This window comes from Corynebacterium marinum DSM 44953 (assembly GCF_000835165.1).
Taxonomy (GTDB): domain Bacteria; phylum Actinomycetota; class Actinomycetes; order Mycobacteriales; family Mycobacteriaceae; genus Corynebacterium; species Corynebacterium marinum.
This window is the reverse complement of sequence record NZ_CP007790.1, coordinates 924,686-948,452: the sequence shown is the minus strand read 5'-3', so window position 1 is coordinate 948,452 and position 23,767 is coordinate 924,686. Positions and strand designations below refer to the sequence as shown.

17 protein-coding genes are annotated in these 23,767 nt (G+C 68.5%); 8 read left to right on the top strand and 9 right to left on the bottom strand.

The window, feature by feature from the left end:
• Positions 1 to 72: 72 nt before the first annotated feature.
• From ppsA to B840_RS04620, 3 genes are all read right to left on the bottom strand, one after another.
• Complete coding sequence (ppsA, locus tag B840_RS04630; protein ID WP_042621166.1) at positions 73 to 2,448, bottom strand: phosphoenolpyruvate synthase; 2,376 nt, start codon at positions 2,446 to 2,448, stop codon at positions 73 to 75.
• Positions 2,449 to 2,589: 141 nt separating this feature from the next.
• Positions 2,590 to 4,131 carry a hypothetical protein gene (locus tag B840_RS04625; protein WP_042621165.1) on the bottom strand — a complete coding sequence of 514 codons (1,542 nt, stop codon included), beginning with the start codon at positions 4,129 to 4,131 and terminating at the stop codon, positions 2,590 to 2,592.
• Positions 4,132 to 4,219: 88 nt separating this feature from the next.
• On the bottom strand, positions 4,220 to 5,440 hold the full coding sequence (locus B840_RS04620) for an MFS transporter (protein ID WP_042621164.1): 1,221 nt from the start codon (positions 5,438 to 5,440) through the stop codon (positions 4,220 to 4,222).
• Between the two features lie 102 nt (positions 5,441 to 5,542).
• Here B840_RS04620 and B840_RS04615 point away from each other — a divergent pair, with 102 nt between their 5' ends.
• The gene (locus B840_RS04615) at positions 5,543 to 6,007 is read left to right on the top strand and encodes a hypothetical protein (protein WP_042621163.1); all 465 of its coding nucleotides are present in this window, start codon (positions 5,543 to 5,545) and stop codon (positions 6,005 to 6,007) included.
• A 28-nt stretch (positions 6,008 to 6,035) separates the two neighbouring features.
• On the opposite strand, the gene B840_RS04610 is transcribed toward B840_RS04615, so the two are convergent.
• The 3 genes from B840_RS04610 to B840_RS04600 all read right to left on the bottom strand — a co-directional run bounded on the left by B840_RS04610 (position 6,036) and on the right by B840_RS04600 (position 9,710).
• Positions 6,036 to 7,076 carry a serine hydrolase domain-containing protein gene (locus B840_RS04610; RefSeq protein WP_169745260.1) on the bottom strand — a complete coding sequence of 347 codons (1,041 nt, stop codon included), beginning with the start codon at positions 7,074 to 7,076 and terminating at the stop codon, positions 6,036 to 6,038.
• Between the two features lie 57 nt (positions 7,077 to 7,133).
• Positions 7,134 to 8,012: a hypothetical protein gene (locus B840_RS04605; protein WP_042621161.1), complete on the bottom strand. Its 879-nt coding sequence runs from the start codon at positions 8,010 to 8,012 to the stop codon at positions 7,134 to 7,136.
• A gap of 120 nt (positions 8,013 to 8,132) precedes the next feature.
• Entirely contained in the window at positions 8,133 to 9,710 is a 1,578-nt protein-coding gene (locus tag B840_RS04600; RefSeq protein WP_042621160.1) for a carboxylesterase/lipase family protein, read from the bottom strand.
• A gap of 19 nt (positions 9,711 to 9,729) precedes the next feature.
• On the opposite strand from B840_RS04600, the gene B840_RS04595 reads away from it, so the two are divergent.
• The 4 genes from B840_RS04595 (at position 9,730) to B840_RS04580 (ending at position 18,994) form a co-directional block, all read left to right on the top strand.
• Positions 9,730 to 10,542, top strand: coding sequence for a shikimate 5-dehydrogenase (locus tag B840_RS04595; protein WP_042621159.1), 813 nt, complete (start codon positions 9,730 to 9,732; stop codon positions 10,540 to 10,542).
• A 100-nt stretch (positions 10,543 to 10,642) separates the two neighbouring features.
• Positions 10,643 to 11,401, top strand: coding sequence for a hypothetical protein (locus B840_RS04590; RefSeq protein ID WP_042622525.1), 759 nt, complete (start codon positions 10,643 to 10,645; stop codon positions 11,399 to 11,401).
• Positions 11,402 to 15,148, top strand: coding sequence for an ABC transporter ATP-binding protein (locus B840_RS04585; RefSeq protein WP_042621158.1), 3,747 nt, complete (start codon positions 11,402 to 11,404; stop codon positions 15,146 to 15,148). It abuts the gene before it with no gap.
• Positions 15,149 to 15,271: 123 nt separating this feature from the next.
• On the top strand, positions 15,272 to 18,994 hold the full coding sequence (locus B840_RS04580) for a multifunctional oxoglutarate decarboxylase/oxoglutarate dehydrogenase thiamine pyrophosphate-binding subunit/dihydrolipoyllysine-residue succinyltransferase subunit (protein WP_042621157.1): 3,723 nt from the start codon (positions 15,272 to 15,274) through the stop codon (positions 18,992 to 18,994).
• An 87-nt stretch (positions 18,995 to 19,081) separates the two neighbouring features.
• Here the strand turns inward: B840_RS04580 and B840_RS04575 are convergent, their stop codons facing one another.
• Both B840_RS04575 and B840_RS04570 read right to left on the bottom strand, forming a co-directional pair.
• Complete coding sequence (locus B840_RS04575) at positions 19,082 to 19,726, bottom strand: type 2 periplasmic-binding domain-containing protein (RefSeq protein WP_042621156.1); 645 nt, start codon at positions 19,724 to 19,726, stop codon at positions 19,082 to 19,084.
• Between the two features lie 10 nt (positions 19,727 to 19,736).
• Positions 19,737 to 20,219 (bottom strand): YflT domain-containing protein, encoded by a 483-nt coding sequence (locus B840_RS04570; RefSeq protein WP_042621155.1) that lies wholly within the window; start codon positions 20,217 to 20,219, stop codon positions 19,737 to 19,739.
• A gap of 51 nt (positions 20,220 to 20,270) precedes the next feature.
• Between B840_RS04570 and B840_RS04565 the strand changes: the two genes are divergently transcribed.
• From B840_RS04565 to B840_RS04555, 3 genes are read left to right on the top strand one after another with little or no spacing between them, the layout of a single operon-like run.
• Entirely contained in the window at positions 20,271 to 21,578 is a 1,308-nt protein-coding gene (locus B840_RS04565; protein ID WP_042621154.1) for a magnesium transporter MgtE N-terminal domain-containing protein, read from the top strand.
• Positions 21,571 to 22,140: a DUF1003 domain-containing protein gene (locus B840_RS04560; protein ID WP_042621153.1), complete on the top strand. Its 570-nt coding sequence runs from the start codon at positions 21,571 to 21,573 to the stop codon at positions 22,138 to 22,140. The genes B840_RS04565 and B840_RS04560 overlap by 8 nt, the downstream gene beginning before the upstream one ends.
• Positions 22,141 to 22,165: 25 nt before the next feature.
• On the top strand, positions 22,166 to 23,296 hold the full coding sequence (locus B840_RS04555) for an Mrp/NBP35 family ATP-binding protein (protein WP_042621152.1): 1,131 nt from the start codon (positions 22,166 to 22,168) through the stop codon (positions 23,294 to 23,296).
• 9 nt (positions 23,297 to 23,305) lie between these two features.
• Here the strand turns inward: B840_RS04555 and tatB are convergent, their stop codons facing one another.
• Positions 23,306 to 23,749 (bottom strand): Sec-independent protein translocase protein TatB, encoded by a 444-nt coding sequence (tatB, locus tag B840_RS04550; protein WP_042621151.1) that lies wholly within the window; start codon positions 23,747 to 23,749, stop codon positions 23,306 to 23,308.
• Positions 23,750 to 23,767 lie beyond the last annotated feature (18 nt).

Sequence of the window (23,767 nt, the reverse complement as noted above, 5' to 3'; positions counted from 1 at the left end):
TAATCCGGTTGGGTGGGGCGACACAGAAGAAGACGCCGCGCCAGGTGCGGCGCGGCGTCGGCAGGTGGGAGGTCAGCCCTCGGCGGCCGCGATGACGGGCACCGTCCGCAGCACGGAGTCCGGGTTGAGCGAGATCGAGTCGATGCGCTGCTCCACCAGGAACTGCGCGTAGTCCGGGTAGTTGCTGGGGCCCTGGCCGCAGATGCCCACGGTGATGCCGCGGGAATGGGCCCGGACGATGACGTCGGCGACCATCTTCTTCACCGCCGGGTCCCGCTCGTCGAAGCTGCGCGCCATGATCTCGGAGTCCCGGTCCGCGCCGAGGGTGAGCTGTGTGAGGTCATTGGAACCGATGGAGAAGCCGTCGAAGCGCTCCGCGAACTCCTCCGCCAGAACCACGTTGGAGGGGACCTCGCACATCATGTAGAACTCCAGGCCGTTCTCACCTCGGACGAGGCCATTGGCGGCCATCGCCGCGATGACCCGGTCCGCCTCAGGGACCGAACGCACGAACGGCACCATCACCGCCAGGTTGGTGAAGCCCAGGGTCTCCCGGACCCGCTTGAGCGCCCTGCACTCGAGCTCGAAGCCGTCCCGGTAGCGGTCATCGTCATAGCGGGAGGCGCCGCGGAACCCGAGCATCGGGTTCTCCTCCACCGGTTCGAAGGCGTGCCCACCCAGCAGATGGGCGTACTCGTTGGTCTTGAAGTCACTGAGCCGGACGATCACCGGCCGCGGGTAGTACGGCGCGCACAACTTGCCCAGGCCGGTGGCCAGGCGGTCGACGAAGTACTCCCGCGGATCCTCGTAATCCGCGGTGAGCTCCCGGATCTGCGCCGCCTCCCCCGGGTCGTCGATGCGGTCGGGGTGCGCCAGCGCCATCGGGTGGACCCTGATCGCCTCGGCGATGAGGAACTCCAGCCGCGCCAGGCCCACGCCCGCCACCGGCAGGCGCCACCAGCGGAACGCCGCCGCCGGGCTGGCCACGTTGACCATGACCTTCGTCCGCGTCTCCGGCAGCGCCTGCAGATCAACCTTCTCGGTGCTCCACCGCAGACGGCCCCCGTAGACGTGCCCCTTCTCCCCCTCCGCGCACGACAGGGTGACCACCTGGCCGTCCACCAGGTCGCTGGTCGCGGTACCGGTGCCCACGATGGCGGGCACCCCGAGCTCGCGGCTGATGATCGCCGCGTGGCTGGTCGGCCCGCCGTGGTCGGTGATGATGCCCGCGGCCCGCTTCATCACCGGGCCCCAGTCCGGGTCCGTCATCTCCGCCACGAGGATCGCCCCGTCCCGGAACTTCCCGATGTCCGCGGTACTGCGGATGACGCACACCTCGCCGGCCGCGATGCCGTCGCCGATCGCCGCGCCCGAGGCCAGGCTTCGGCCCTTCTCCTCCAGGTGGTACATGGTGAACTCGGTGGCGCTGCGCTGGGACTGCACCGTCTCCGGACGCGCCTGCACGATGTACAGCTTCCCGCTCACCCCGTCCCGCGCCCACTCGATGTCCAGGGGCCGGCCGTAATGCTTCTCCAGGATCACGGCCCAGCGGGCGAGCCGGAGGATCTCCTCGTCGGAGAGCACCAGCGCCCGACGCTCGTCCTCGGAGGTGTCCACCAGCTCCGTGCCACCCGATTCCCCGCCCGCGTAGACGAGCTTGATCGCCTTCGCCCCGACGGTGCGTTCGATGATCGGGACCAGCTGCTCATCCTCGAGGAAAGGCTTGTACACCAGGTACTTGTCCGGATCCACGGTGCCCTGCACCACCGTCTCCCCCAGCCCCCACGTGGCGCTGACGACCACCGCGTCCGGGAAACCGCTCTCGGTGTCCAGCGTGAACATCACGCCGGAGGCCCCCGAATCGGCCCGCACCATCAGCTGCACGCCGACGGACAACGCCACCTTCAGGTCGTCGAAACCCTTGAGCGAGCGGTAGTTGATCGCCCGGTCGGTGAACAACGACGCGAAACACCGCCGGCAGGACTCCAGCAGCGCCTCCTCGCCGACGACGTTGAGGAAGGTCTCCTGCTGACCCGCGAAACTCGCCTCCGGCAGGTCCTCCGCCGTGGCGCTGCTGCGCACGGCCACCGCCGGATCCTCCCCGCCGCTGCGCCGCGCCAGGTCCCGGTAGGCGTCGGTGACGGCCTGCGCCACCTCGTCCGGGATGGGCGCGTCGAGGAACTTCTGCCGCAGCGTGGTGCCGGCCTCACCCAGCGGCAGGCTCCCGGCATGGACCAGGCCGAGGAGCTCACGGATATCCTCCTCCAGCCCGTTGTCGGCCACGAAGCGCCGGTAGGCCTGCGCCGTGAGCGCGAACCCGCCGGGCACGCGCACCCCCTTCTCCGACAACTGGCCGATCATCTCCCCGAGGGAGGCGTTCTTGCCGCCCACCCGGGGAAGATCGGCAAGACTGATGTCCTCGAACCACAGAACGTACGGCTGTTCCATCTGAGCCTCCACTGGCCACGGGTTGACTTGGCCTTGACGCTACGCCCGGAACCGCTCGCGGTCAGACGATCAGGGGAATCAGTTGGGTCACCGTTGGCTCAAGGGGACGTCACGGCCTGCGGGGGCGGGGAGGACGGGACTTCAGCGGATCGCCTGGGAGACGGCTCCGGCGAGCATGCGCAGCGCCCCACCCTGGACCGTGCCGACCACGAACTCATTCACTCTGGTCGATTCACCTGCCCACCAGATGACGCGGCGGATCTTCTTCACTGCCGTCCTGTTGACACCGACTCTGTTGAGGTTCGCCTGCTGCGCCACCACCAGTGCGACAATCGCGTCGGCGACATAACGCTGCGCCGTGCGAAGGGCACGGTCAAATGCTTCATCGGTGACCAGGGTGTTCGCCCGGTCCGCCATCTTTATCATCCTGGTGAGCCTGGCGGCCTGCGCATTGCGCTTCTCCACGTCGCTGACCGGTACCTCCCGCAGGACAGCGAGAGACATGGCGTACAAGGCTGCATGATCGAACAGGTCGAAGTTGGCGGTCTCCTCATCGAGCACCCGGCCCGAGGCTTCATCCAGAAACCGTCGATGAAACCGGTTCTCGGAGCTCTTGAGCGGCTGATCCGGATAGGTGCGCTTCCACTCCTCCACCCGTTGTCTGGCGGCGGGGAGCATATCCTCGAATTTCTCCCCGAATATTCCGGCCAACTGGTCGTAGTCGAGGTCAGCTGGAGCGGCCGCCACGGGCGCCGCTTCCCCATCAACCTCCCCCGGCCCGTCCGGCCCCACGCCCGTGCCCACGCGCATGCTCGTGAAAGGCCCGGCGAGTTCAACGATGTGTCTGATGCGCCTCGATGTTGCGGGGTGACGCAGTTTCTCCGCGACCGGCTTCTCCCTTTCCACGAGCTTCTGCAGAAGGGCGCCCAGAACCTCTGCCAGACGAAGATCCTCTCGACGATGGTCCAGGATAAGTTTCAGCCGATCCGTGAGGTCCTGCTCGAGAGCAGCATTTTCCGTCAGGGAAAGCTCACGGACTTCCGCGAGAAGATCCGCCGCCAGACATTCCTCAGCGGCTACGAGGAGGTGCACCCGGTATGCCCAACCGTCGCGCCCCAGAGCTTTCTTGAGCAGTTCGGATTCATCAGCGGGACCGGCGGCGTGCAACCCCGCGACCCCGAAGCGAATACGGTCCCGCAGCCGCTGGATCAATGCTGCGAGCTCGCGGATCTCGTCCTCGCTGCCGCTTCCTTCCGTCCTGCGCAATGCCAGGAGTTCATTGAGCAGTGGCTCGCCGCTGATGCTGAGCCTGCCCAGGTCATTCACAGCAGCCTGGTTCAACATGCCGGATGCGTCGGAAATATCCTGCATCCGGGCCCGCCAGGTCACGGCGAGGGCCTCCAGCAGGAGTCCAGGAACAGCGGTGTTCGCCGGGCTCGTTTCCTCAGCTGTCCCCATGTTCGCCGCGTCATCGATGTGCACCGAGGCGACGCCTTCCTCCGGCGCGACCCGATGTGCGCCCAACCGCCGGAGACCGGCCTCCAGTTCTCCGACAGCCAGCCGCTCCGCCGAGAGGTGGCCGAGAAATTCCCAGTGCGTGACCTCCGCTTCCGAACCGACGGCGAGGGTCACCGGCCCGTGGGAGAGAACCAGCAGACCGGGTGCGGTGATGTGCGATGTCATGAGGTGATGTATATCAGAGCGACCCGACGCCGGGCGGGGAGATCGATCCGAATCGCACAGGAGGGCGAAAGCCCGGCTCCTCTCGCCGCTACTTGGCGACAACCTCCACGGATACCCCGCGGGCGTCGGGAAGCGTCTCGCGTCCGAAGGCCCACACCACGGCCGCAGCCAGGCCGATGAAGCCGCAGATGAGGAAGCCGACGGTGAAGCCGTAGGTCTCCGCGACCGCGCCGATGAGGATGGGGCCGGTGATGGCGCCGAAGTCCTGGGCCATCTGGAAGTTGGCGAGCACCTTGCCGCCGGAACGGTGATTGCCGATGACGTCCGCCAGCACCGCCTGCTGCGCCGGGTTGACCATGCCCGCTCCCGCGCCGGCCAGGGCGGAGACGATGAGCAGCGGCCAGAAACTGTCCGCGAACCCCATCGAGCCGGTGAAGATCGCGTTGACTACCAGGCCGCTGATGACCAGGGGTTTACGCCCCACGGAATCGGCGAGCCGGCCGGAGAACTGCAGCACCACGGCGTTTCCGGCGGCGAACGCGGCCATGGCCAGGCCCGCGATGGCGCCGCCGTGCTCGAAGACGACCGCCGCGAACAACGGCAGGGTGGCCACGCGGACGCCGAAGTTGATCCAGCCGAAGGCGAAGCCGGACACGAGCGCCGAGCGGTAGGCGCTGTCCCGGATCGCCTCGGAGAATCCCATCGGCGGCTCATCGTTCTTGTTGCGCGCCGCTTCGTCGATGCGCGGCATCTTCCACCACACCACGAACGCCGCCAGAGCGACGGAGACACCGTAGATGACGAACGGGGCGCGCATACCGATCATGGACAGCGCCGCGCCCACGAGGGGGCCGATGATATTGCCCACCAGGAACGCGGTGCCGTAGACCGCCGAGGCCCGGCCGCGGATCGCGGGCGGGGCCATCCGGACGATCAGCCCCATCGCGGAGACCGTGAACATGGTCGAACCGATGCCGGCGATTCCGCGCAGGAGCAGGATGTGCCAGTACTCCTGCGCTCCCGCCACGAGCGCGGTAGCCACCGCGACCGTCAACAGGCCGGTGAGGTACACCTTGCGGGAACCGAGCCGGTCGATGAGCCGGCCCGACACCGGGGCGAAGAGCAGCCTTGAGGCGGCGAAAATGGAGATGACCGCGCTGGCGGCGGCCATGGAGACATCGAAGCTGACGGCGAACTGCGGAATGATCGGCGCGACGAGCCCGTAGCCCAGCGCGATGATGAAAGCAGCGGCGACCAGCACCCAGATCTCCGTCGGGATCTTAGGCTGCACCTTTTGTTGATCTGTCATATCACGTCACAGACTATCCCCTCGGGCCAGAATCGGCCATTCCCGCACACCTGTTCGAGTCGTCGAACAGGTGTGTTGGTCAGGATTTCTACACTTCGAAGCATGAACATCAACCACATCAACACCCCGCCCTCCATTGCCGCCGCCCTGCGCACCCGCGAGGCCGCCACCATCCGGGACCTCCACTCGATCATCCACCATCCCCGCTCGCTGGCCCGCCCCACCGCCAACTGGCGGCCACCGAGCAAGGCGCTGCCCGGAGGTTCCCTGACCATGGCGCTCACGCGCCACCGCGTCGGAGAACGCGCCAAGGCCCGGGTCCTGGGTTTCGGGGAGCCCCGCGAACCCGCCTACCTGATCACCGTCCGGATCACCGACCAGCGAGGCCCCGTCGACCCGGTCGCAGCGGAGGGCTGGGTACGCGCGCTCGTGGACGAGGCCCTCATCGACGCCGTCCACGAGGTCCCCAGCGGAAACGCCGCGACCTTCGTCTGGCTTGTCGACGCCCGCTTTGTCCCCCTCCACTCCCCCGCCTCCCTGTTCGCCGGCTTCGCGCAGGCTGCCTGAGCAGTGCAGTTCCCCGCCACCAGCCGGGCTAGAGCGCAGCCAGGTACCGGTAGATCAGGTCGAAGGGCGTGGTGACAACCGTATTGACGGACCCCGCGAGGAACGCCGAACGTGAGGGGCAGTAGAACGCGAAGGCCCCGTGGACCCCCGTGTGCCCCAGAATCAGCGGCGCCGGAACCAGCGGAGTCAGCGCGCGGGGCAGGCCCATCGCCATCATGCCGGAGCCGTAACGCAACGGCCGGTGCTGGATACGGCGCAGGACCGGGTTCTGGATGTGGGCGTGGTCGAAGATGACGCCTGTGTGGAAGGCCCGGATGAAGGTCATGAGATCACCGGCGGTCGAGACGACCCCACCGGAAGCCGGTGAACTCGACAGGTAGCGCGAGGACCAGACGGGATGCTTGAGGGTGTGCACCTCCGCGTAGTCATGGCGCCCCGGCACCACGAACGTGGTGTGCTCCAGGCCCAGCGGGGTGATGATGTAGCGGTTGGCCAGCTCCTGGAACGTCCGGCCCGTCGTGTGCTGGGCGACCTGCGACAGCAGCTCCGCGTTGAGGTCCGAGTAGTGTGCCCGGTTGCCGTGCCCGGGAGGGAACTTCGCGCCCGCCCGGGCGGCCGTCTCCATCTGCTCGTCCACGCTGACGACCCGGTCCCAGTCCACGATCTGATCCAGCACGCTGCGGCCGCCCGGATCCCGGGTGTCCTCCCAGCTGGCCAGACCGGAGGTGTGGTCGATGAGGTGCCGGACTGTCAGCTCCGAGCCGTAATCCTCGCCCCGGATGACGTGCAGCCCGTCGAGCGAGTGCGCCGCGACGCGGGACTCCACGGGGGTGTCGTAGCTGAGAAGGCCGTCGTCGATGAGATGGAAGATGATGGCGTGGGTGAACAGTTTAGTCACCGAGCCTGCGGCGAAGCGCGAATCCGGGTCCAGCCCCCCGGTGGAATGAGTGTGGCGCAGGGAGCCGTCGACACTCTCGAGGACCACCGCCACGTCGCCGAGCTTCGGCAGCTCGGCGACTCTGGCGTCAACCGCCGCGAGGCGGTCCTTCAGTGGCTTCCTGTCACGCAAACGGGACAGAGCGGAAAATGCCGACGGTGCCGACGGTGCCACAGGCAGGGACCTTTCCTATTCTTCGTCGCGGACGGTGCCGAAGTTCTCGTCGGCGTCGTCGTCCGGATCGAGGTCCTCTTCACTGTCGAGGTCCTCGAAATCAGCGTCGTCCTCGTCATCGTCCTCTTCGTCGAGGTCCGCGTCGTCGTCCGCGTCGGCGCCGTAGATGTCGTAGACGTCGGGCTCCTCGAATTCGGACTCGTCGAAGGGCACGAGCTGCTCCTCCCAGTCCTCCGCCTGATCGGCGGCGAGGGAGATGACGTCGAAAAGCCGGTCGAAGTCGGTGAAGACACCGAGATCGAGCACCTCGTCGGTGGCGATCTCCACCTCGGCGGAGAGGTCGGCGAACATCCGCGCGCGGTCCTCTTCAGAGAGCTGCGCCTCCCCGTCGGACTCCCAGAGCTCGTCAATGGCCTGGTCGATGAGGTCCTCGAAGGACTCGCCGACGGCGACGAACTGGACGACGGCGCTGGGCAGACCGTCGATGACCTCGACGAGGACCTGCAGCTCGGAATTCTGGCCGACCTCGGCCCGCACCAGGTTCGCGTTGAGGGCGTCCTGGTAGAACTCCAGGTCGCCGATGCGCTCGTCAGTGCCCTCCAGCAGGTCACGCAGGACGGTGACCACCTGGTCGGTGGCGACGTGGCGGGCGACGGTGGCCACGGCGTCATCGACGGAGAAGACGACGGAAACCAGGACGGCCTCGAAGTTCTCGTCGTCCTCGTCGACGTCGGCGGCGGCGATGTAGACGTTGGCTGCCGGCATGTGCGGGTCGATCTCCTGGAACTGGATCTCCAGATCAGAGGTGATGGGCACGAACATGGTGTCGTCATGCACGCGCGACTCGATGCCCTCGGTGTCCAGTGCTGCGGCAATGTCCTCGAAGAAGCTCATGAGTGTTAGGTGTCCTTCCATGTGAACCCGGTTCTCTAACTCGACGACCGCCTACGGCAATCCGGAACCAGCCTAGCCGTGCGCCAGAAGTCCTGCCCACCGACTCGCGCGGGGGAATCGCTAGCGCCCCAGCTCCGTACTGATGAGCAGCCCCAGCTCCTCCAGCAGTTCCGGACGGCCGTGGCCCCACTCGGTCATGTCGTAGTCCGCCCAGGCGCGGCGCTTCCCGGCCTTCGGGTCGTACTCCACCCGCGCGGGCGCGTCGAAGACCATCGTCGCCCGGGCCGGGGCGTCGTCGGTCGGGGGCTGGTAGGCGGGCCATTCCTCCCCCGGCCGGCCGTGGTGGATGAACTGGCCCCAGTGGTACTGCATGACGTCGGTCAACTCCGCCATCCCCTCCATGCCGCCGAAACGCGCCAGCCCGGAGGTTCTCGACGCCCCCGGGTCCCCGAAGATCGCCGTCAGCTCCAGGGAGTGCATCGCCCCCAGTCCCAGCCACCGCAGGGCGGCCGGCGCGTAGTCGAAGCGGTACATCCAGGTCGGCGCCAGGGGGTTGTGGTCGGTGGCGAGGCGGACGGACGGGGCCCAGAAGAGGGCGTCGGCAAGCAGGTCGGCGAACTGCGCGCGGTCCCGGGCACCGTCGTAGGCGCCGAGCACGTACGACGCCTCCTCCGGGTCGAAAGCGCTGAGCAGCCGGAGCGCGGCTCGGGAGCGCGCGGAGGTGCGCATGTAGAAGAACTTGGAGAAGCTCGTCTCATCCGAGTTCGTCCCCACCAGCAGGGGCACCTTGACCTGGTCGCCGTTATCGAAGACGGAGAGTGGATGATCCAGCAGGAGCGTGCCGTCCACCGTCGGCGCGTAGGTGGTGTTCAGGTGCTGGAGCTCACGGCCCCGCCACATCATCGACTGCCCGGCGCGCACCAGATCGTAGGGGTGCTCGGCGCGCAGGTCCGCCAGCGTGGTCTGCCGCGGCAGCGCCATCTGGTAGACCAGCTCGCGCGCCCAGAGGGTGGCCTGCGCGCGCGAATGGATCATGGTCATCGGCGGGGACTGGACGATCGCCCGGTGGAAGAGCCCCTCGGCCGCCTGGACAGCCATGAGCGTGGCCGCCGCCGCCCCGCCCGCGGACTCCCCCATCAGCGTGACGCGGTCGGGGTCGCCGCCGAACTGGGCGATGTTGGACTGGACCCACTGCAGCGCCAGCAGCTGGTCGCGCAGCGCCGGGTTGGCCACGCAGTCGTCGCCGAGACTGCGCAGATCCAGATACCCCAGCGCGCCGAGCCGGAAGTTCACCGACACGTAGACGCAGTTGATCGTCCTGGCGAACTGGTAGCCGCGCAACAGCGGCTCGTGGGAGGAACCCATGATGAAGGAACCGCCGTGCAGGTAGACGACCACCGGCAGCTGCTCGTCGGTGTCGGGGCGGACGATGTCCAGGTGGAGGCAGTTCTCCGAACCGACGACCCGGTCGGTCCAGGAGTATGTCGGCTGCGGGGCGGGCGGGCCGAAACTGGCGGCGTCGCGCACGCCGCGCCAGTGCCGGGGGCGCCGGGGGGCGCGGAAGCGGTTGTCGCCGCCGGTGCTCGCACCGAAGGGTACGCCGCGCCAGGTCCGGACACCCAGCTGCTCATCCACCAGCCCCCTCACCATGCCGGCGGTGGTGCGGACCTGTGGTCGGGTGGTGGCGGGCAAGGTCATACCCACTACGGTAGTGAGCATGGTGAACTACGTCGACCGCGAAACCATACTGTGTATCTCACTGGCCGCCCGGCCGAGCAACCACGGGGTCAGGTTCCACAACTGGCTCTACGACAGGCTCGGCCTCAACTACCTCTACAAGGCGGTCTCCCCCACCGACATCACCGCGGCCGTCGCCGGAATCCGCGGGCTGGACATCCGCGGGGCAGGCGTGTCCATGCCCTACAAGCAGGACGTCATCCCGCTCATCGATTCCCTCGACCCCTCCGCCTCCCGCATCGGCGCCGTCAACACGATCGTCAACACCGACGGCGAGCTGGTCGGTTACAACACCGACTACGTCGCCGTCGCCGCCCTGCTGAAGTCGCACGGGGTGGACCCCGCCCTGCCCGTCGCGGTGCGCGGTTCCGGCGGCATGGCCAACGCGGTCGTCGCCGCGCTGGCCGACCACGGGATGCAGGGCACCGTCGTGGCCCGCAACCATGCGACCGGTTCCTCCCTGGCGTCCCGCTACGGCTGGGACTACTCCGCCGAGGTGCCCGCCGGGGCCGGCCTGCTGGTCAACGTGACCCCGCTGGGCATGCACGGCGGCGGGGAGGACATCCAGGCCTTCTCCGACGAGGCGGTCGCGGCGGCGGCGATGGTTTTCGACGTCGTGGCCTACCCGGTCCGCACGCCGCTGATCCGGGCCGCCGAGCGTCTGGGCACGCCCACCATCAACGGCGGCGAGGTCGTCGCCCTCCAGGCGGCCGAGCAGTTCGCCCTGTACACGGGCGTGCGCCCCACCCCGGAGCAGGTGGAGGCTGCGGAGGACTTCGCCAACCGCGACTGACCAGGGGCGGGGGAACAATCCGAACTCCCCGCGGGTTGGCGTCTGTGAAATTGATTAGAATCGGACGTCAGTCAACTCTCGAGGAGCAGCATTGGCCACCATGAAGTTCTCATCCCCGAAGGCTGAGTCGCCCCATCAGGTCCTCATCGACGGCCAGGGGTCCGATCCCGCGACCCTGGAGCAGAACGCCGGCCCCGCCGGACGGATGCTCATCTCCGCCCTGGACAAGGCGGTGTCCATCCAGTCCTCGGCCATCACCGGGTACGTCGACTTCCTGCGGAAGAGGAATCCGGAGGCGTCGCCGTCGGAGATCCAGGATCTCGTGGACAAGCACTTCCTGCGCATCGCCACCGGTTCAGGCGCCGGCGCGGGAGCCGCCGCCGCGATCCCCGGCATCGGCTTCTTCATGGGCGCCGCCGCCATCGGCGCGGAATCCATCGTCTTCCTCGACGCAGCCGCCTGGTACACCATGGCCAGCGCCCACCTGCGGGGCATCGACATCTCCGAGAAGGAGCGGCGCAAGACGCTCATCCTGGTGGCCGTGCTGGGGGCGAAGGGGACGGCGGTCGTCGACACGTTCGTCGGGGACATCGGCAAGACGAAGGGCGCGCCGTCGATCTCCACGGTGGCGCGATTCTCCGCGCCGAAGCTCGCCGAGGTGAACAACCGCCTCATCCGCACCGCGGTCAAGCAGCTGACCAAACGCTTCCGGAAGGCCTGGCTGGGCAAGATGATGCCGTTGGGCATCGGTGCGGTCGTCGGCACCATCGCCAACCGCAAGCTGTCCAAGGCCGTCATCGCGAACGTCCGCGAATCCCTCGGGATGCTCCCCGCGCAGTTCCCCGCCCCGGTGAACTAGGTGGCGCGCCACTCCGGCACCCGCGAGCTCGCCGCCGCGCTGAGGGACCGCCGCGGCATCACCGCCGTCACCGTGGTGGCCACCATCGCCGCCACGGTGTTCGAGGTCCTCATCCCGCTGCTGACCGGTTCGGCGGTGGACGTGGCGACCGGCGCGGCGACGGAATCTGCAGCCACCCGGACCCTCCCGCAGCTCGAACCGCTGCACGCCATCATCGCGGTGCTCATCGCGGTGGCGCTGGCCCGCTATCTCAGCCAGTTCCTGCGCAGGTACACCGCCGGCCGCTTGTCCATCGACACCCAGCACACGCTGCGGGTGAAGATCCTCGACCGGCTGCAGCGCCTCGACGGCCCCGGCCAGGACCAGATCGTCACCGGCCAGGTGGTGTCCCGCTCGATCTCGGACCTCAACGCCACCCAGGGGCTCGTGGCCATGGGACCCTGGGCCCTGGGCATGGTGGTGCAGCTGCTGATCACCGTGGGCGTCATGCTCTGGGTCTCGCCCCTGCTCACGGTCTTCGCTCTGGCCTTCATGCCACTGATCGTGGGTGTGGCGGTGTTCTCCCGTCGCTCCGTCTACGCCGCGACCTGGGTGTCCCAGCAGGCCACCGCCGACCTGGCCACCCACGTGGAGCAGACCGTCACCGGCGTGCGCGTGGTCAAGGCCTTCGCCCAGGAGGACCGCGAGGTCGACCGGCTGAACACCCTGGGCCGCACTCTCTACGCCGCGAAGATGCGGGCCGCGAAACTGCAGGCCCGGTTCCAGCCGCTGCTGCGCAACCTGCCGCAGCTGGCGCTGGTGGTCAACATCGTGCTGGGCGGCTGGCTGGTGCTGCGCGGCGACATCACCGTGGGCATCTTCTTCGCCTTCTCCGTCTACCTGACGTCCCTGACTCAGATTGTCGGCATGCTCTCCGGGATGATCGTCACCTTCCAGATGGGCCTGGCCTCCCTCGACCGCATCGCCGACATTCTCGACCTCACGCCGCAGGACCCGGACCCCGCCGACCCTGTCCCCCTGCCCGAGGGTCCGCTCGGCCTCCGGTTGACCGGCGTGGAGTTCTCCACCCAGGGCAACCGCGTCCTCGACGGCACCACCCTCGACATCGCCCCGGGAGAAACCCTCGCCCTCATCGGCCCGGCCGGTTCCGGCAAGTCAATGGCGGTGCAGCTGGCCGGCGGTTTCTACCGCCCCGACTCCGGTTCCCTCGCCCTGACCACCCCCGACGGCCGCGAACTGGACTACCGCGACCTCGCCCGGGCGGACCTGCGCAGCGCCGTCACGTGCGTCTTCGACGAGGCCTTCCTCTACTCCTCCTCCATCCGCGACAACATCGCCATGGGCTCGGCCACCACGGAGGAGGACATCCGGCACGCCGCCGATCTGGCCCAGGCGACCGAGTTCATCGACCGTCTCCCCGAGGGATTCGACACCGTCGTGGGCGAACGAGGACTGACCCTGTCCGGCGGCCAGCGCCAGCGCATCGCGCTGGCCCGGGCGCTGCTGTCGCGCCCGCGCGTGCTCATCCTCGACGACGCCACCTCCGCCATCGACGCCGCCACCGAGGCCCGCATCCTCGCCGGGCTGCGCGGGGAGCTCGCCGACGTCACCGTCCTCGCCGTCGCCCACCGCCAATCCACCCTGGACCTGGCCGAGCGGGTCGCCATCATCGATGCCGGCCGCATCACCGCCACCGGGGATCCGCGCCTGCTCGCCGACGACCCCCGCTTCACCGCCATCATGGATCCCTCCCCCACCCCGCTGCCGGACCGCTCCGCCATCCCGGAGCCCCCGCGCGGACAGCTGTGGCCGGAGGCCGTCCGGGCCGAGCACACCGAGCACATCACCGACACCTCCGGCACCATCGGCGGGGGCCGCGGCATGGGCGGCGGAGGAGGAGGCATGGGCGGGGGCCGCGGCATGGGCGCGATCACGGCCACCCCGGAGCTGCTGGCGCGGGTCGAGAAGCTGCCACCCGCCGACGAGCAACCCCGCCTGGACACCACGGCACTGCGGTCCGACCGCACCTCGTTCCGGGTGCGCGACCTCTTCCTCGCCGTGCGCTGGCTCATCCTCGCGGTGATCGGCCTGCTGCTCGTCGGAGTGCTCACCGACCTGGCCTTCCCCACCCTCATGCGCTGGGCGGTGGACGACGGCGTCGGCGCCGGTTCGATGGAGACGCTGTGGTGGATCGCCGGCGGTGGCCTCCTCGTCGTCACGGTGAGCTGGGCGGCGGCCACCGCCCTGATCGTCCTCACCTCGCGCACCGGCGAAAGGCTGCTCTACGGGCTCCGCCTGCGCAGCTACGCGCACCTGCAGCGGCTGTCCATGAGCTACTACGAAACGAACCTCTCCGGCCGGATCATGACGCGTATGACCACCGACATCGACACCCTCAGCTCCTTCCTCCAGACCGGCCTGGCGCAGTCGATCGTCTCGGTCGGCACGCTGGTGGGCGTCATCGGGATGCTCGCCTGGACCGACGCCGGGCTCTCCCTCGTCGCGGTGGCCGCGATTCCGCTGATCGTGGCGGCCACGCTCATCTTCCGCCGCATCTCCTCGCGCCTGTACACCCGGGCACGCGAGCAAGTCAGCTCCGTCAACGCCGCGTTCCAGGAGAACATCAACGGCCTGCGCACCGCCCAGATGCACGGCCGCACGCCCATCGCCCTCGAGGAATTCCGGGCCGAGTCGGAGCAGTACCGGCGCCTCCGGGTCCGCGCGCAGGCCGCCGTCGCGGTCTACTTCCCCGGCGTCAACGCCGTCTCCCAGATCACCACGGCGCTGGTCCTCGGCGTCGGCGCGACCCGCGTCGCCGACGGGGAGCTCACCGCCGGCGTGCTCGTCGCGTTCGTCATGTACCTGGCCCAGCTCTACGGGCCTATCCAGCAGCTCGGCCAGATCTTCGACTCCTGGCAGCAGGCGACCGTCGGATTCCGGCGCATCACCGACCTGCTGGCCGAACGCCCCACCGTCACCGACACCGGCCGGCTCTCCCCCGCCGACACGGCCGACGCCGCCCGCGGCACGCTCGCCCTGGAGAACGTCTCCTTCGCCTACAGCCCCGGGGGCCAGCTCGTGGCCGCCGGCCTCGACGTGGCCATCGCCCCGGGCAGCACCGTCGCGTTGGTCGGCACGACGGGTGCCGGCAAGTCGACCGTGGTGAAACTGCTGGCGCGGTTCTACGACCCGGTCGAGGGGCGCGTCACCGCCGGCGGCACGGACATCCGCGAGTTCCCGCTCACCCCCTGGCGCCGGTCGATCGCGCAGGTGCCGCAGGAGGCGCACCTGTTCATCGGCACCGTCGCCGAGAACATCTCCTACGGGCTTCCCGGCGCCACCGAACACGACATCGAGGAGGCGGTCCGGCGGATCGGCGCGCTCGACATCATCGCGGGCATCCCGGGCGGTTTCCGCCACAGCGTGGGAGAACGCGGCCGGGGCCTGTCCTCGGGCCAGCGCCAGCTCATTGCGCTCGCCCGGGCGGAACTCCTCCGGCCCGACGTGATGCTTCTCGACGAAGCCACCGCCACCCTCGACCCCGCCACTGAGGCGGCCGTCCTGGACGCCTCCGACCGGATCACCCGGGGACGCACCTCGGTGGTCGTCGCGCACCGCCTGGCCACCGCGGCGAGGGCCGACCGGATCCTCGTCATCGACAGGGGACGTATCATCGAGGACGGTTCCCACCCCGAGCTGCTGAACCGGAAGGGTGTGTACGCCGGATTGTGGAGCGCGCACCGTTGACGGGGGTGAAGAAACGCCCCCAGCAGTGAATGGTGCGGGGGAACGACACGCTACCCTGTAGTGGACGATTACTGTTAGCAAGACGACTGCAAGAAAAGCAACGAAATGAGGCGAGCTTCTGCCGTGAGCAGCGCAAGTACTTTCGGCCCGAACGAGTGGCTGGTAGACGAGATGTTCCAGCAGTTCCAGAAGGACCCCCAGTCCGTGGACAAGGAATGGCGGGAGTTGTTCGAGAAGAACGGCACCCCGGCGTCCACTGAAACTGCACCCAAGGCAGAGCAGGCGAAGACGACTGCGGAGCCCGTCTCCGTCCCCCCAGCCGGCCCCATCGGATCCGACAAGCCGAAGAAGCGTGAGACCGTCGTGACGGAACAGGTCAAGACCATAGAGAAGGCCGCACCGGCCGCGAAGCGGAAGAAGCCGGCGTCCCCGATCGACCGCGCCGCCGCCACCGCGAAGCCGGAGCCGGGCGCCAAGGCCCTGCGCGGCCTGTTCAAGGCCATCGCCAAGAACATGGACGAGTCGCTTGAGGTGCCCACCGCAACCTCGGTCCGCGACATGCCGGTCAAGCTCATGTTCGAGAACCGCTCCATGGTCAACGACCACCTGGCGCGCACCCGCGGCGGCAAGATCTCCTTCACGCACATCATCGGCTACGCCATGGCGAAGGCGATCCAGGCCCACCCGGACATGAACGTCTCCTACGACGTCGTCGACGGCAAGCCCTCCGTGGTCACCCCGGAGCACATCAACATCGGCCTGGCCATCGACCTCCCGCAGAAGGACGGCTCCCGCGCTCTCGTGGTCGCCGCCATCAAGGAGACCGAGAAGATGTCCTTCGACGAGTTCGTCGAGGCCTACGAGGACATCGTCGCCCGCTCCCGCGTGGGCAAGCTGACCCTCGACGACTACCAGGGCGTCACCGTCTCCCTGACCAACCCGGGCGGCATCGGCACCCGCCACTCCGTCCCGCGGCTGACCAAGGGTCAGGGCACCATCATCGGTGTCGGCTCCATGGACTACCCGGCGGAGTTCGCCGGCGCCTCCGAGGACCGCCTCGCGGAGCTGGGCGTGGGCAAGCTCGTCACCATCACCTCCACCTACGACCACCGCGTCATCCAGGGCGCCGAGTCCGGCGAGTTCCTGCGCACCATGTCGCAGCTGCTCACCGACGACAAGTTCTGGGACCACATCTTCGACCGCATGAACGTCCCGTACGTTCCGATGCGGTGGGCACAGGACCTGCCGAACCGCGGCCTGGACAAGAACACCCGCGTCATGCAGCTCATCGAGGCCTACCGCGCGCGCGGCCACCTCATCGCCGACACCAACCCGCTGCAGTGGCACCAGCCGGGCATGCCGATCCCGGACCACCGCGACCTCGACATCGCCACCCACGGCCTGACCATCTGGGACCTCGACCGCACCTTCCATGTCGGCGGTTTCGGCGGCAAGGAGGTCATGACCCTGCGCGAGGTGCTCTCCCGCCTGCGCGCCGCGTACACCCTCAAGGTCGGCACCGAGTACACCCACATCCTCGACCGCGACGAGCGCGAGTGGCTGCAGGACCGACTCGAGGCCGGCATGCCCAAGCCGACCAACGCCGAGCAGAAGTACATCCTGCAGAAGCTCAACGCCGCCGAGGCGTTCGAGAACTTCCTACAGACCAAGTACGTCGGACAGAAGCGCTTCTCCCTCGAGGGCGCCGAGGCGCTCATCCCGCTCATGGACGCCGCCATCGACACCGCCGCGGGCCAGGGCCTCGACGAGGTCGTCATCGGCATGCCGCACCGCGGCCGCCTGAACGTGCTGTTCAACATCGTCGGCAAGCCGCTGGCCCAGATCTTCCACGAGTTCGAGGGCAACATGACCCAGGGCCAGATCGGCGGCTCCGGCGACGTGAAGTACCACCTCGGCTCGCAGGGCCGCCATCTCCAGATGTTCGGCGACGGCGAGATCACGGTCTCCCTGACCGCCAACCCCTCCCACCTCGAGGCCGTCGACCCGGTCATGGTGGGCATCTCCCGCGCCAAGCAGGACCTGCTGGACAAGGGCGACGACGGATTCACCGTCATGCCGCTCATGCTCCACGGCGACGCCTCCTTCGCCGGCCTGGGCATCGTCCAGGAGACCATCAACCTCGCCGGCCTGCGCGGCTACACCGTCGGCGGCACCATCCACATCGTGGTGAACAACCAGATCGGATTCACCACCACTCCGGACTCTTCCCGCTCCACCCACTACGCCACCGACCTGGCCAAGGGCTTCGACACCCCGGTCTTCCACGTCAACGGCGACGACCCGGAAGCGGTCGTGTGGGTCGGCCAGCTGGCCACCGAGTACCGCCGCCGCTTCGGCAAGGACGTCTTCATCGACCTCATCTGTTACCGCCGCCGCGGACACAACGAGGCCGACGACCCGTCGATGACCCAGCCGCAGATGTACGAGATCATCGGCGACCGCAAGTCCGTCCGTGCCCGCTACACCGACGACCTCGTCGGCCGCGGCGATCTCTCCGCAGAGGACGCCGAGGCAGCCGCACGCGACTTCCACGACCAGATGGAGTCCGTCTTCAACGAGGTCAAGGAAGCCGACAAGGGCGCCCCGCAGGAGCAGACCGGTATCACCGGCTCCCAGGAGCTGACCCGCGGTCTGGACACCTCCATCACCCGCGCCGAGCTCGTCGAGATCGGCCAGGCCTACGCGACCCCGCCGGAGGGCTTCGAGTTCCACCCGCGTGTCGCACCGGTGGCCAAGAAGCGCGGCGCCGCTGTCCGCGAGGGCGGCATCGACTGGGGTTGGGGCGAGCTCATCGCCTTCGGTTCCCTGGCCAACTCCGGGCGGCTCGTCCGCCTGGCCGGCGAGGATTCCCGTCGCGGCACCTTCACCCAGCGCCACGCTGTCCCGGTCGACCCGCGCACCGGCCAGGAGTACAACCCGCTCCACCAGCTCGCCCAGTCCAAGGGCGAGGGCAAGTTCATGGTGTACAACTCCGCGCTGACCGAGTACGCCGGCATGGGCTTCGAGTACGGCTACACCGTGGGCAACCAGGACGCGGTCGTCGCGTGGGAGGCGCAGTTCGGCGACTTCGCCAACGGCGCGCAGACCATCATCGACGAGTACGTGTCCTCCGGCGAGGCCAAGTGGGGCGAGACCTCCGGCCTCATCCTCCTCCTGCCGCACGGCTACGAGGGACAGGGACCGGACCACTCCTCCGCCCGCATCGAGCGCTTCCTGCAGCTGTGCGCCGAGGGTTCCATGACGGTGGCCCAGCCGACTACCCCGGCCAACCATTTCCACCTCCTGCGCCGTCACGCGCTGGGTTCCATGAAGCGCCCGCTGGTCGTCTTCACCCCGAAGTCAATGCTGCGACTCAAGGACGCCGCCTCCTCCGTGGAGGACTTCACCGAGGTGACCAGCTTCCAGTCGGTCTACAACGACCCGCGTCTGGTGGATCTGGACAACAACAAGATCGGCGACACCGACAAGGTGACCACCATCCTGCTGTGCTCCGGCAAGGTCTACTACGAACTGGAGAAGCGCCGCGTCAAGGACAAGCGCGAGGACGTCGCGATAGTGCGCATCGAAATGCTGCACCCGATCCCGTTCAACCGTCTGCGTGAGGCTTTCGAGCACTACCCGAACGCGACCGAGATCCGCTTCGTGCAGGACGAGCCCGCCAACCAGGGTCCGTGGCCGTTCTACAACGAGCATCTGCGCAACCTGATCCCGGACATGCCGGAGATGCGCCGCATCTCCCGCCGCGCGCAGTCTTCGACCGCGACCGGCGTGGCCAAGGTGCACCAGCTCGAGCAGGCGCAGCTGCTCGACGAGGCGTTCGCCTGAACCAGCTCAACTACGCCGCCCCGCCCCGGTCCCACCGCGGTGCGGGGCGGTCCCCGTTCCACCGCCGGAGCCGAATCCGGCGGCCGGTCAGTAGCCCAGCCACTCCTCTACGGCCGCGGACACCGAGGACCTGTTCCCCGCCGTTTCGATGAGCCCCTCGAGTTCTTCGTCGGTGATGGTGTACGTGACCGAGGAGATCGCCTTCAGCTCCGCCCGGTCGAAGAGGTCCCGGCGGTACACCGGGATGATGGACTGCGGCAGGTCCGGCACCTGCTGCTCGAGGAGATCGACGGAGCATCCCTGCGCCGGGGACGGGTCCGGGGCGGTCAGGTGGGCGGGCAGCGCCCCCATGAACTCCCGATGGGTCTCGTGCGGATCGATCGTCCCCGAGAGCTCTTCCGCCCGCTCCGGGTCCAGCTCATGCAGCATCAGTCCGGTGCAGCTGATGATCAGGTCCGTCTCCGCGGCGTACAGCAGCTCCAGACGGTTGCCCTCGCGGGGGGTGTCCTCGATGATGAGGCTGGTGGACCGCCCGGTCTCCTGCAGGACCTGGGAGTACAACTCCCCGAGGACCTGCTGCTCCGGCGAGTTCGCGGACACGGAGATCCGGACCGCGCGGGTGTGGTCCTCGTTGGTGCCCCGCCCCGGCTCCGCGTTGGAGCACGCCGTCAGGGACAGCGCCCCTACGAGTCCGAGAACAGGCAGCGCGGTGCGGGAGACGAGGCGATTCATGCCTCCGAACTTACCCCGCGGGGTTGGCCTTCCGCGTCAGTCCGGAACGGGCGATGATGTCGCGCGCCTCGGCGGCGCGGGCAGGGTCCGCCAGCACGTCGTAACGGCCGGCGACGATCTCGGTGCGGGACGTGAAGTCCCGGCGCCCCGCCGACATGGCGTAGGGCACCGCGGCGGTGATGAGGCCGAACACGACGCCGATGGCCACGCCGGTGAGCAGGGGGATGAAAAATCCCCCGCCGAGGAGCCCGAAAAGCAGCCCGAAGAAGACGCCGATCCACGCGCCCGACAGTGCGCCTCCGCCGATGACCCGCCCCCACGTCAGGCGGCCGGTGACGCGTTCGACCTCCATGAGGTCGACTCCCACGATGGTGAGGTCCTTCACGGGGAACTGCAGGTCCGCGAGTTTGTCGACGGCCGCCTGCGCATCCTCGTAGGAATCAAAACTGCCGACCGGCCAACCGGTCGGACGGGGACGTAACGGAGTGCTCATACCCCTACAACGTTCCGGGGCTCCGGTTGGTTCCGGTCTAGACTTGGTCGTATGAGTGCTGTCAACCGCGTGTACGCAGGCCGGATGGTCGGTCTGCAGGTCCGGGACCCGGAGCTTGACCCGATCGGCCGAGTCCGTGATGTCGTGGTGAACATCCGCCCGTACCCCCAGCAGTCCCGGGCCCTGGGGGTCGTCGTGGAGCTGGTCAACAACCGCCGCATCTTCGTTCCCATGCTGCGCATAGCGGCGATCGAGCCCGGCGACATCACCCTGGCCACCGGTTCCGTGTCGATGCGGGCCTTCCAGGTCCGCTCCGGCGAGCTCACCGTCATGGGCGACCTGGTGGGTTCCCGGGTGCACACCGACGACCCGGAGCTGCAGGAGCTGCACGGCCGCGCCATCGAGATCGCCGACATCGAGCTGGAACGGACCCGGACCCGGGACTGGGTGATCACCCGTGTGGCGGCCTTCGGGCCCCGGCCGAAGTTCGGGCGTTCCCGGCGGCTGTACACCATCCCGTGGTCGCTCGTCCACGGCGTGAGCGCCGCCGGAGTCGGCCAGAGCGACAGCATCGCGGAGATGATCTCCGCCTTCGACCGGATGCGTCCCGCGGACGTGGCCAACTACCTCCATGAGCTGCCCAGCAGCCAACGCCACCAGCTCGCCAGCGAGCTCAACGACGAACGTCTCGCCGACATCCTGCAGGAACTTCCCGAGGACCACCAGGCGGAACTTCTGGAGACCCTCGACATCGAACGCGCCGCCGACGTCCTGGAGGAGATGGATCCCGACGACGCCGCCGACATCCTGCAGGAACTGCCCGACAACAAGGCCGAGGTGCTGCTCGAGCTAATGGACCCGGAGGAGTCCGGGCCTGTGCGCCGGCTCATGAGCTTCTCCCCCGACACCGTCGGCGCCCTCATGACACCCGAGCCGCTGGTGCTGACCCCGCAGACCACCGTCGCCGAGGCGCTCGCCCTCGCCCGCGACCCCGATCTGCCCACCTCCCTGGCTTCCCTCATCTTCATCGTCCGCCCGCCCACCGCCACCCCCACGGGCAAGTACCTGGGCTGCGTCCACCTGCAGAAGCTCCTGCGGGAGCCCCCGTCCACCCTGGTCGGTGGAATTCTCGACCCCGACCTGCCGCCGTTGTACGCCGACGACGACCAGGAGACCGCCGCCCGCTACTTCGCCACGTACAACCTGGTGTGCGGTCCCGTCCTCGACGAGAACCACCACCTCCTCGGGGCGGTCGCCGTCGACGACCTGCTCGACCATCTCCTGCCGGAGGACTGGCGCCTGGACGGCGTGCGGCCGACGCAACGGCACGGCGTCGATAAGCAGGTGAACCGTGGCTGAGTTCCTCCGCCCCGACCTGGACACGCCCCTCTACACCCGGCGGCGCACGTTCATGCGTTTCGACGACGACACGGTCGGCGCCGGCGCCGAACGCGTCGCCCGGTTCTTCGGCACCGGCCAGTACCTCATGTGGCAGACGGTGCTCGTCATCGTGTGGATCGCCCTCAACGCCGGCGGCTGGTTCATCTGGAAGTGGGACCCCTATCCGTTCATCCTGCTCAACCTCGCGTTCTCCACGCAGGCCGCCTACGCGGCGCCGCTGATCCTGCTGGCGCAGAACAGGCAGGAGGACCGCGACAAGGTGACCCTCAGCGCAGACCGGCGGCGGTCCGAGGAGACGAAGGCCGACACCGAGTTCCTCGCCCGGGAACTCGCCGGCGTGCGCCTGGCCGTCGGCGACATGGTCTCCCGCGACTACCTCAGGCACGAGCTGGAGGACCTGCGCGGGCTGCTGGAACGTCTCGAAGCCAAACTCGACGACGTTTCCGCGGACGTCAACGACTCCGCCGGCGACCTCTCCGAACCGATCCAGGGTGACCTGGCCGAAGAACCTGATCGTTGACACCTCTACTAAGGTGGACGGCGTCATGTCTGCTATCACCGAATCCGCTGTCCGCAGCGCGCTGTCCCGCGTAGAGGATCCAGAAATCGGCAAGCCCCTCACCGAGCTGGGGATGGTCAAGTCGATCAACGTCAACGGCCCCGACGTCGATGTCGAGCTCTATCTCACCATCGCCGGCTGCCCGATGAAATCCACCATCACCGGCAACGCCAAGGCCGCCGTGGAAGAGCTCGAAGGGGTCGGTGCGGTCAACATCAGCACCGACGTCATGAGCGACGAGCAGCGCCGCGAGCTGCGTATGTCGCTGCGCGGCGGAGTCGAGGAGCCGACGATCCCCTTCGCCGACCCCGACTCCACCACCCGCGTGTACGCGGTTGCCTCCGGCAAGGGCGGCGTGGGCAAGTCCTCCATGACCGTCAACCTCGCCGTGTCGCTCGCCGCCCGCGGCTTCAAGGTCGGCGTCCTCGACGCCGACATCTACGGACACTCCGTCCCCGGCCTCCTCGGCTCCGAACAGCGCCCCACCGCCGTCGACGACATGATCATGCCGCCGATCGCCCACGGCGTGAAGCTCATCTCCATCGGCCACTTCGTCGACGGTAACGCGCCGGTCGTGTGGCGCGGCCCCATGCTCCACCGCGCGATCCAGCAGTTCCTGGCGGACGTCTTCTGGGGCGACCTGGATTTCCTGTTCATGGATCTGCCTCCGGGCACCGGCGACGTGGCCATCTCCGTGGCCCAGCTGGTGCCCAGCGCCGAGCTGCTCATCGTCACCACCCCGCAGAACGCCGCCGCCGAGGTCGCCGAGCGGGCCGGTTCCATCACGCAGCAGACCCGTCAGCGCGTCGCCGGCGTCATCGAGAACATGTCCGCCATGGTCCTTCCCGACGGCTCGACCCTCGACGTCTTCGGCGCCGGCGGTGGCCAGCAGGTCGCGGACCGCCTCTCCGTCCTCACGGGCGCCGAGGTCCCGCTGCTCGGCCAGATCCCCCTCGACCCGCAGCTGCGCGTCCACGGCGACGACGGCAGCCCCATCGCCGTCTCCGAGCCGGACTCCCCCGCCGGCAGTGCCATCGGTGAGATCGCGGACAAGATCGTCAGGCGCCGCGAGTCGATCGCCGGCCGGCCGCTCGGGCTGGGCGTCACCCGCCCGTAGCCGCCAGACTCAGGTGATGTCGGCCCAGGAGAAGCCGCCGCCCGCGCCGTAGTCGCCTTTCGGGCGCTCCGGGGGCGGCTGCTGGCCGCGGGCCTCCTGCTGCGAGGGCTGGGGCTGGGGCTGCCGGGAGGAACGGGGGTCCTCCCGCATCAACTTCTGCGGGTCGAAGTCGTCGAGCGCGGATTCATCCCCGTCGAAGAGTGCCTTGGTGATCGCCCCGCGCGGGCCCAGGCGCGTGTACTCCGCGACCTGCTCCATCGGCTTACGGAACTGGTCGAACTCCTCGCCCAGCTCTCCGTTGAGCTCTTTCTTCGCGTTGTTGATTGCCCGGCGGGCAGCAAAGATCGCGGCACGCACATCCTCGATGAGGCCGGGCAGACGCTCCGGGCCCACGACGATGAGTGCCACGATCACCAGGGTGAAGATCTCCAGCCAACCGATACTCTGAAACACAGGTCCACCTTAGCCCCA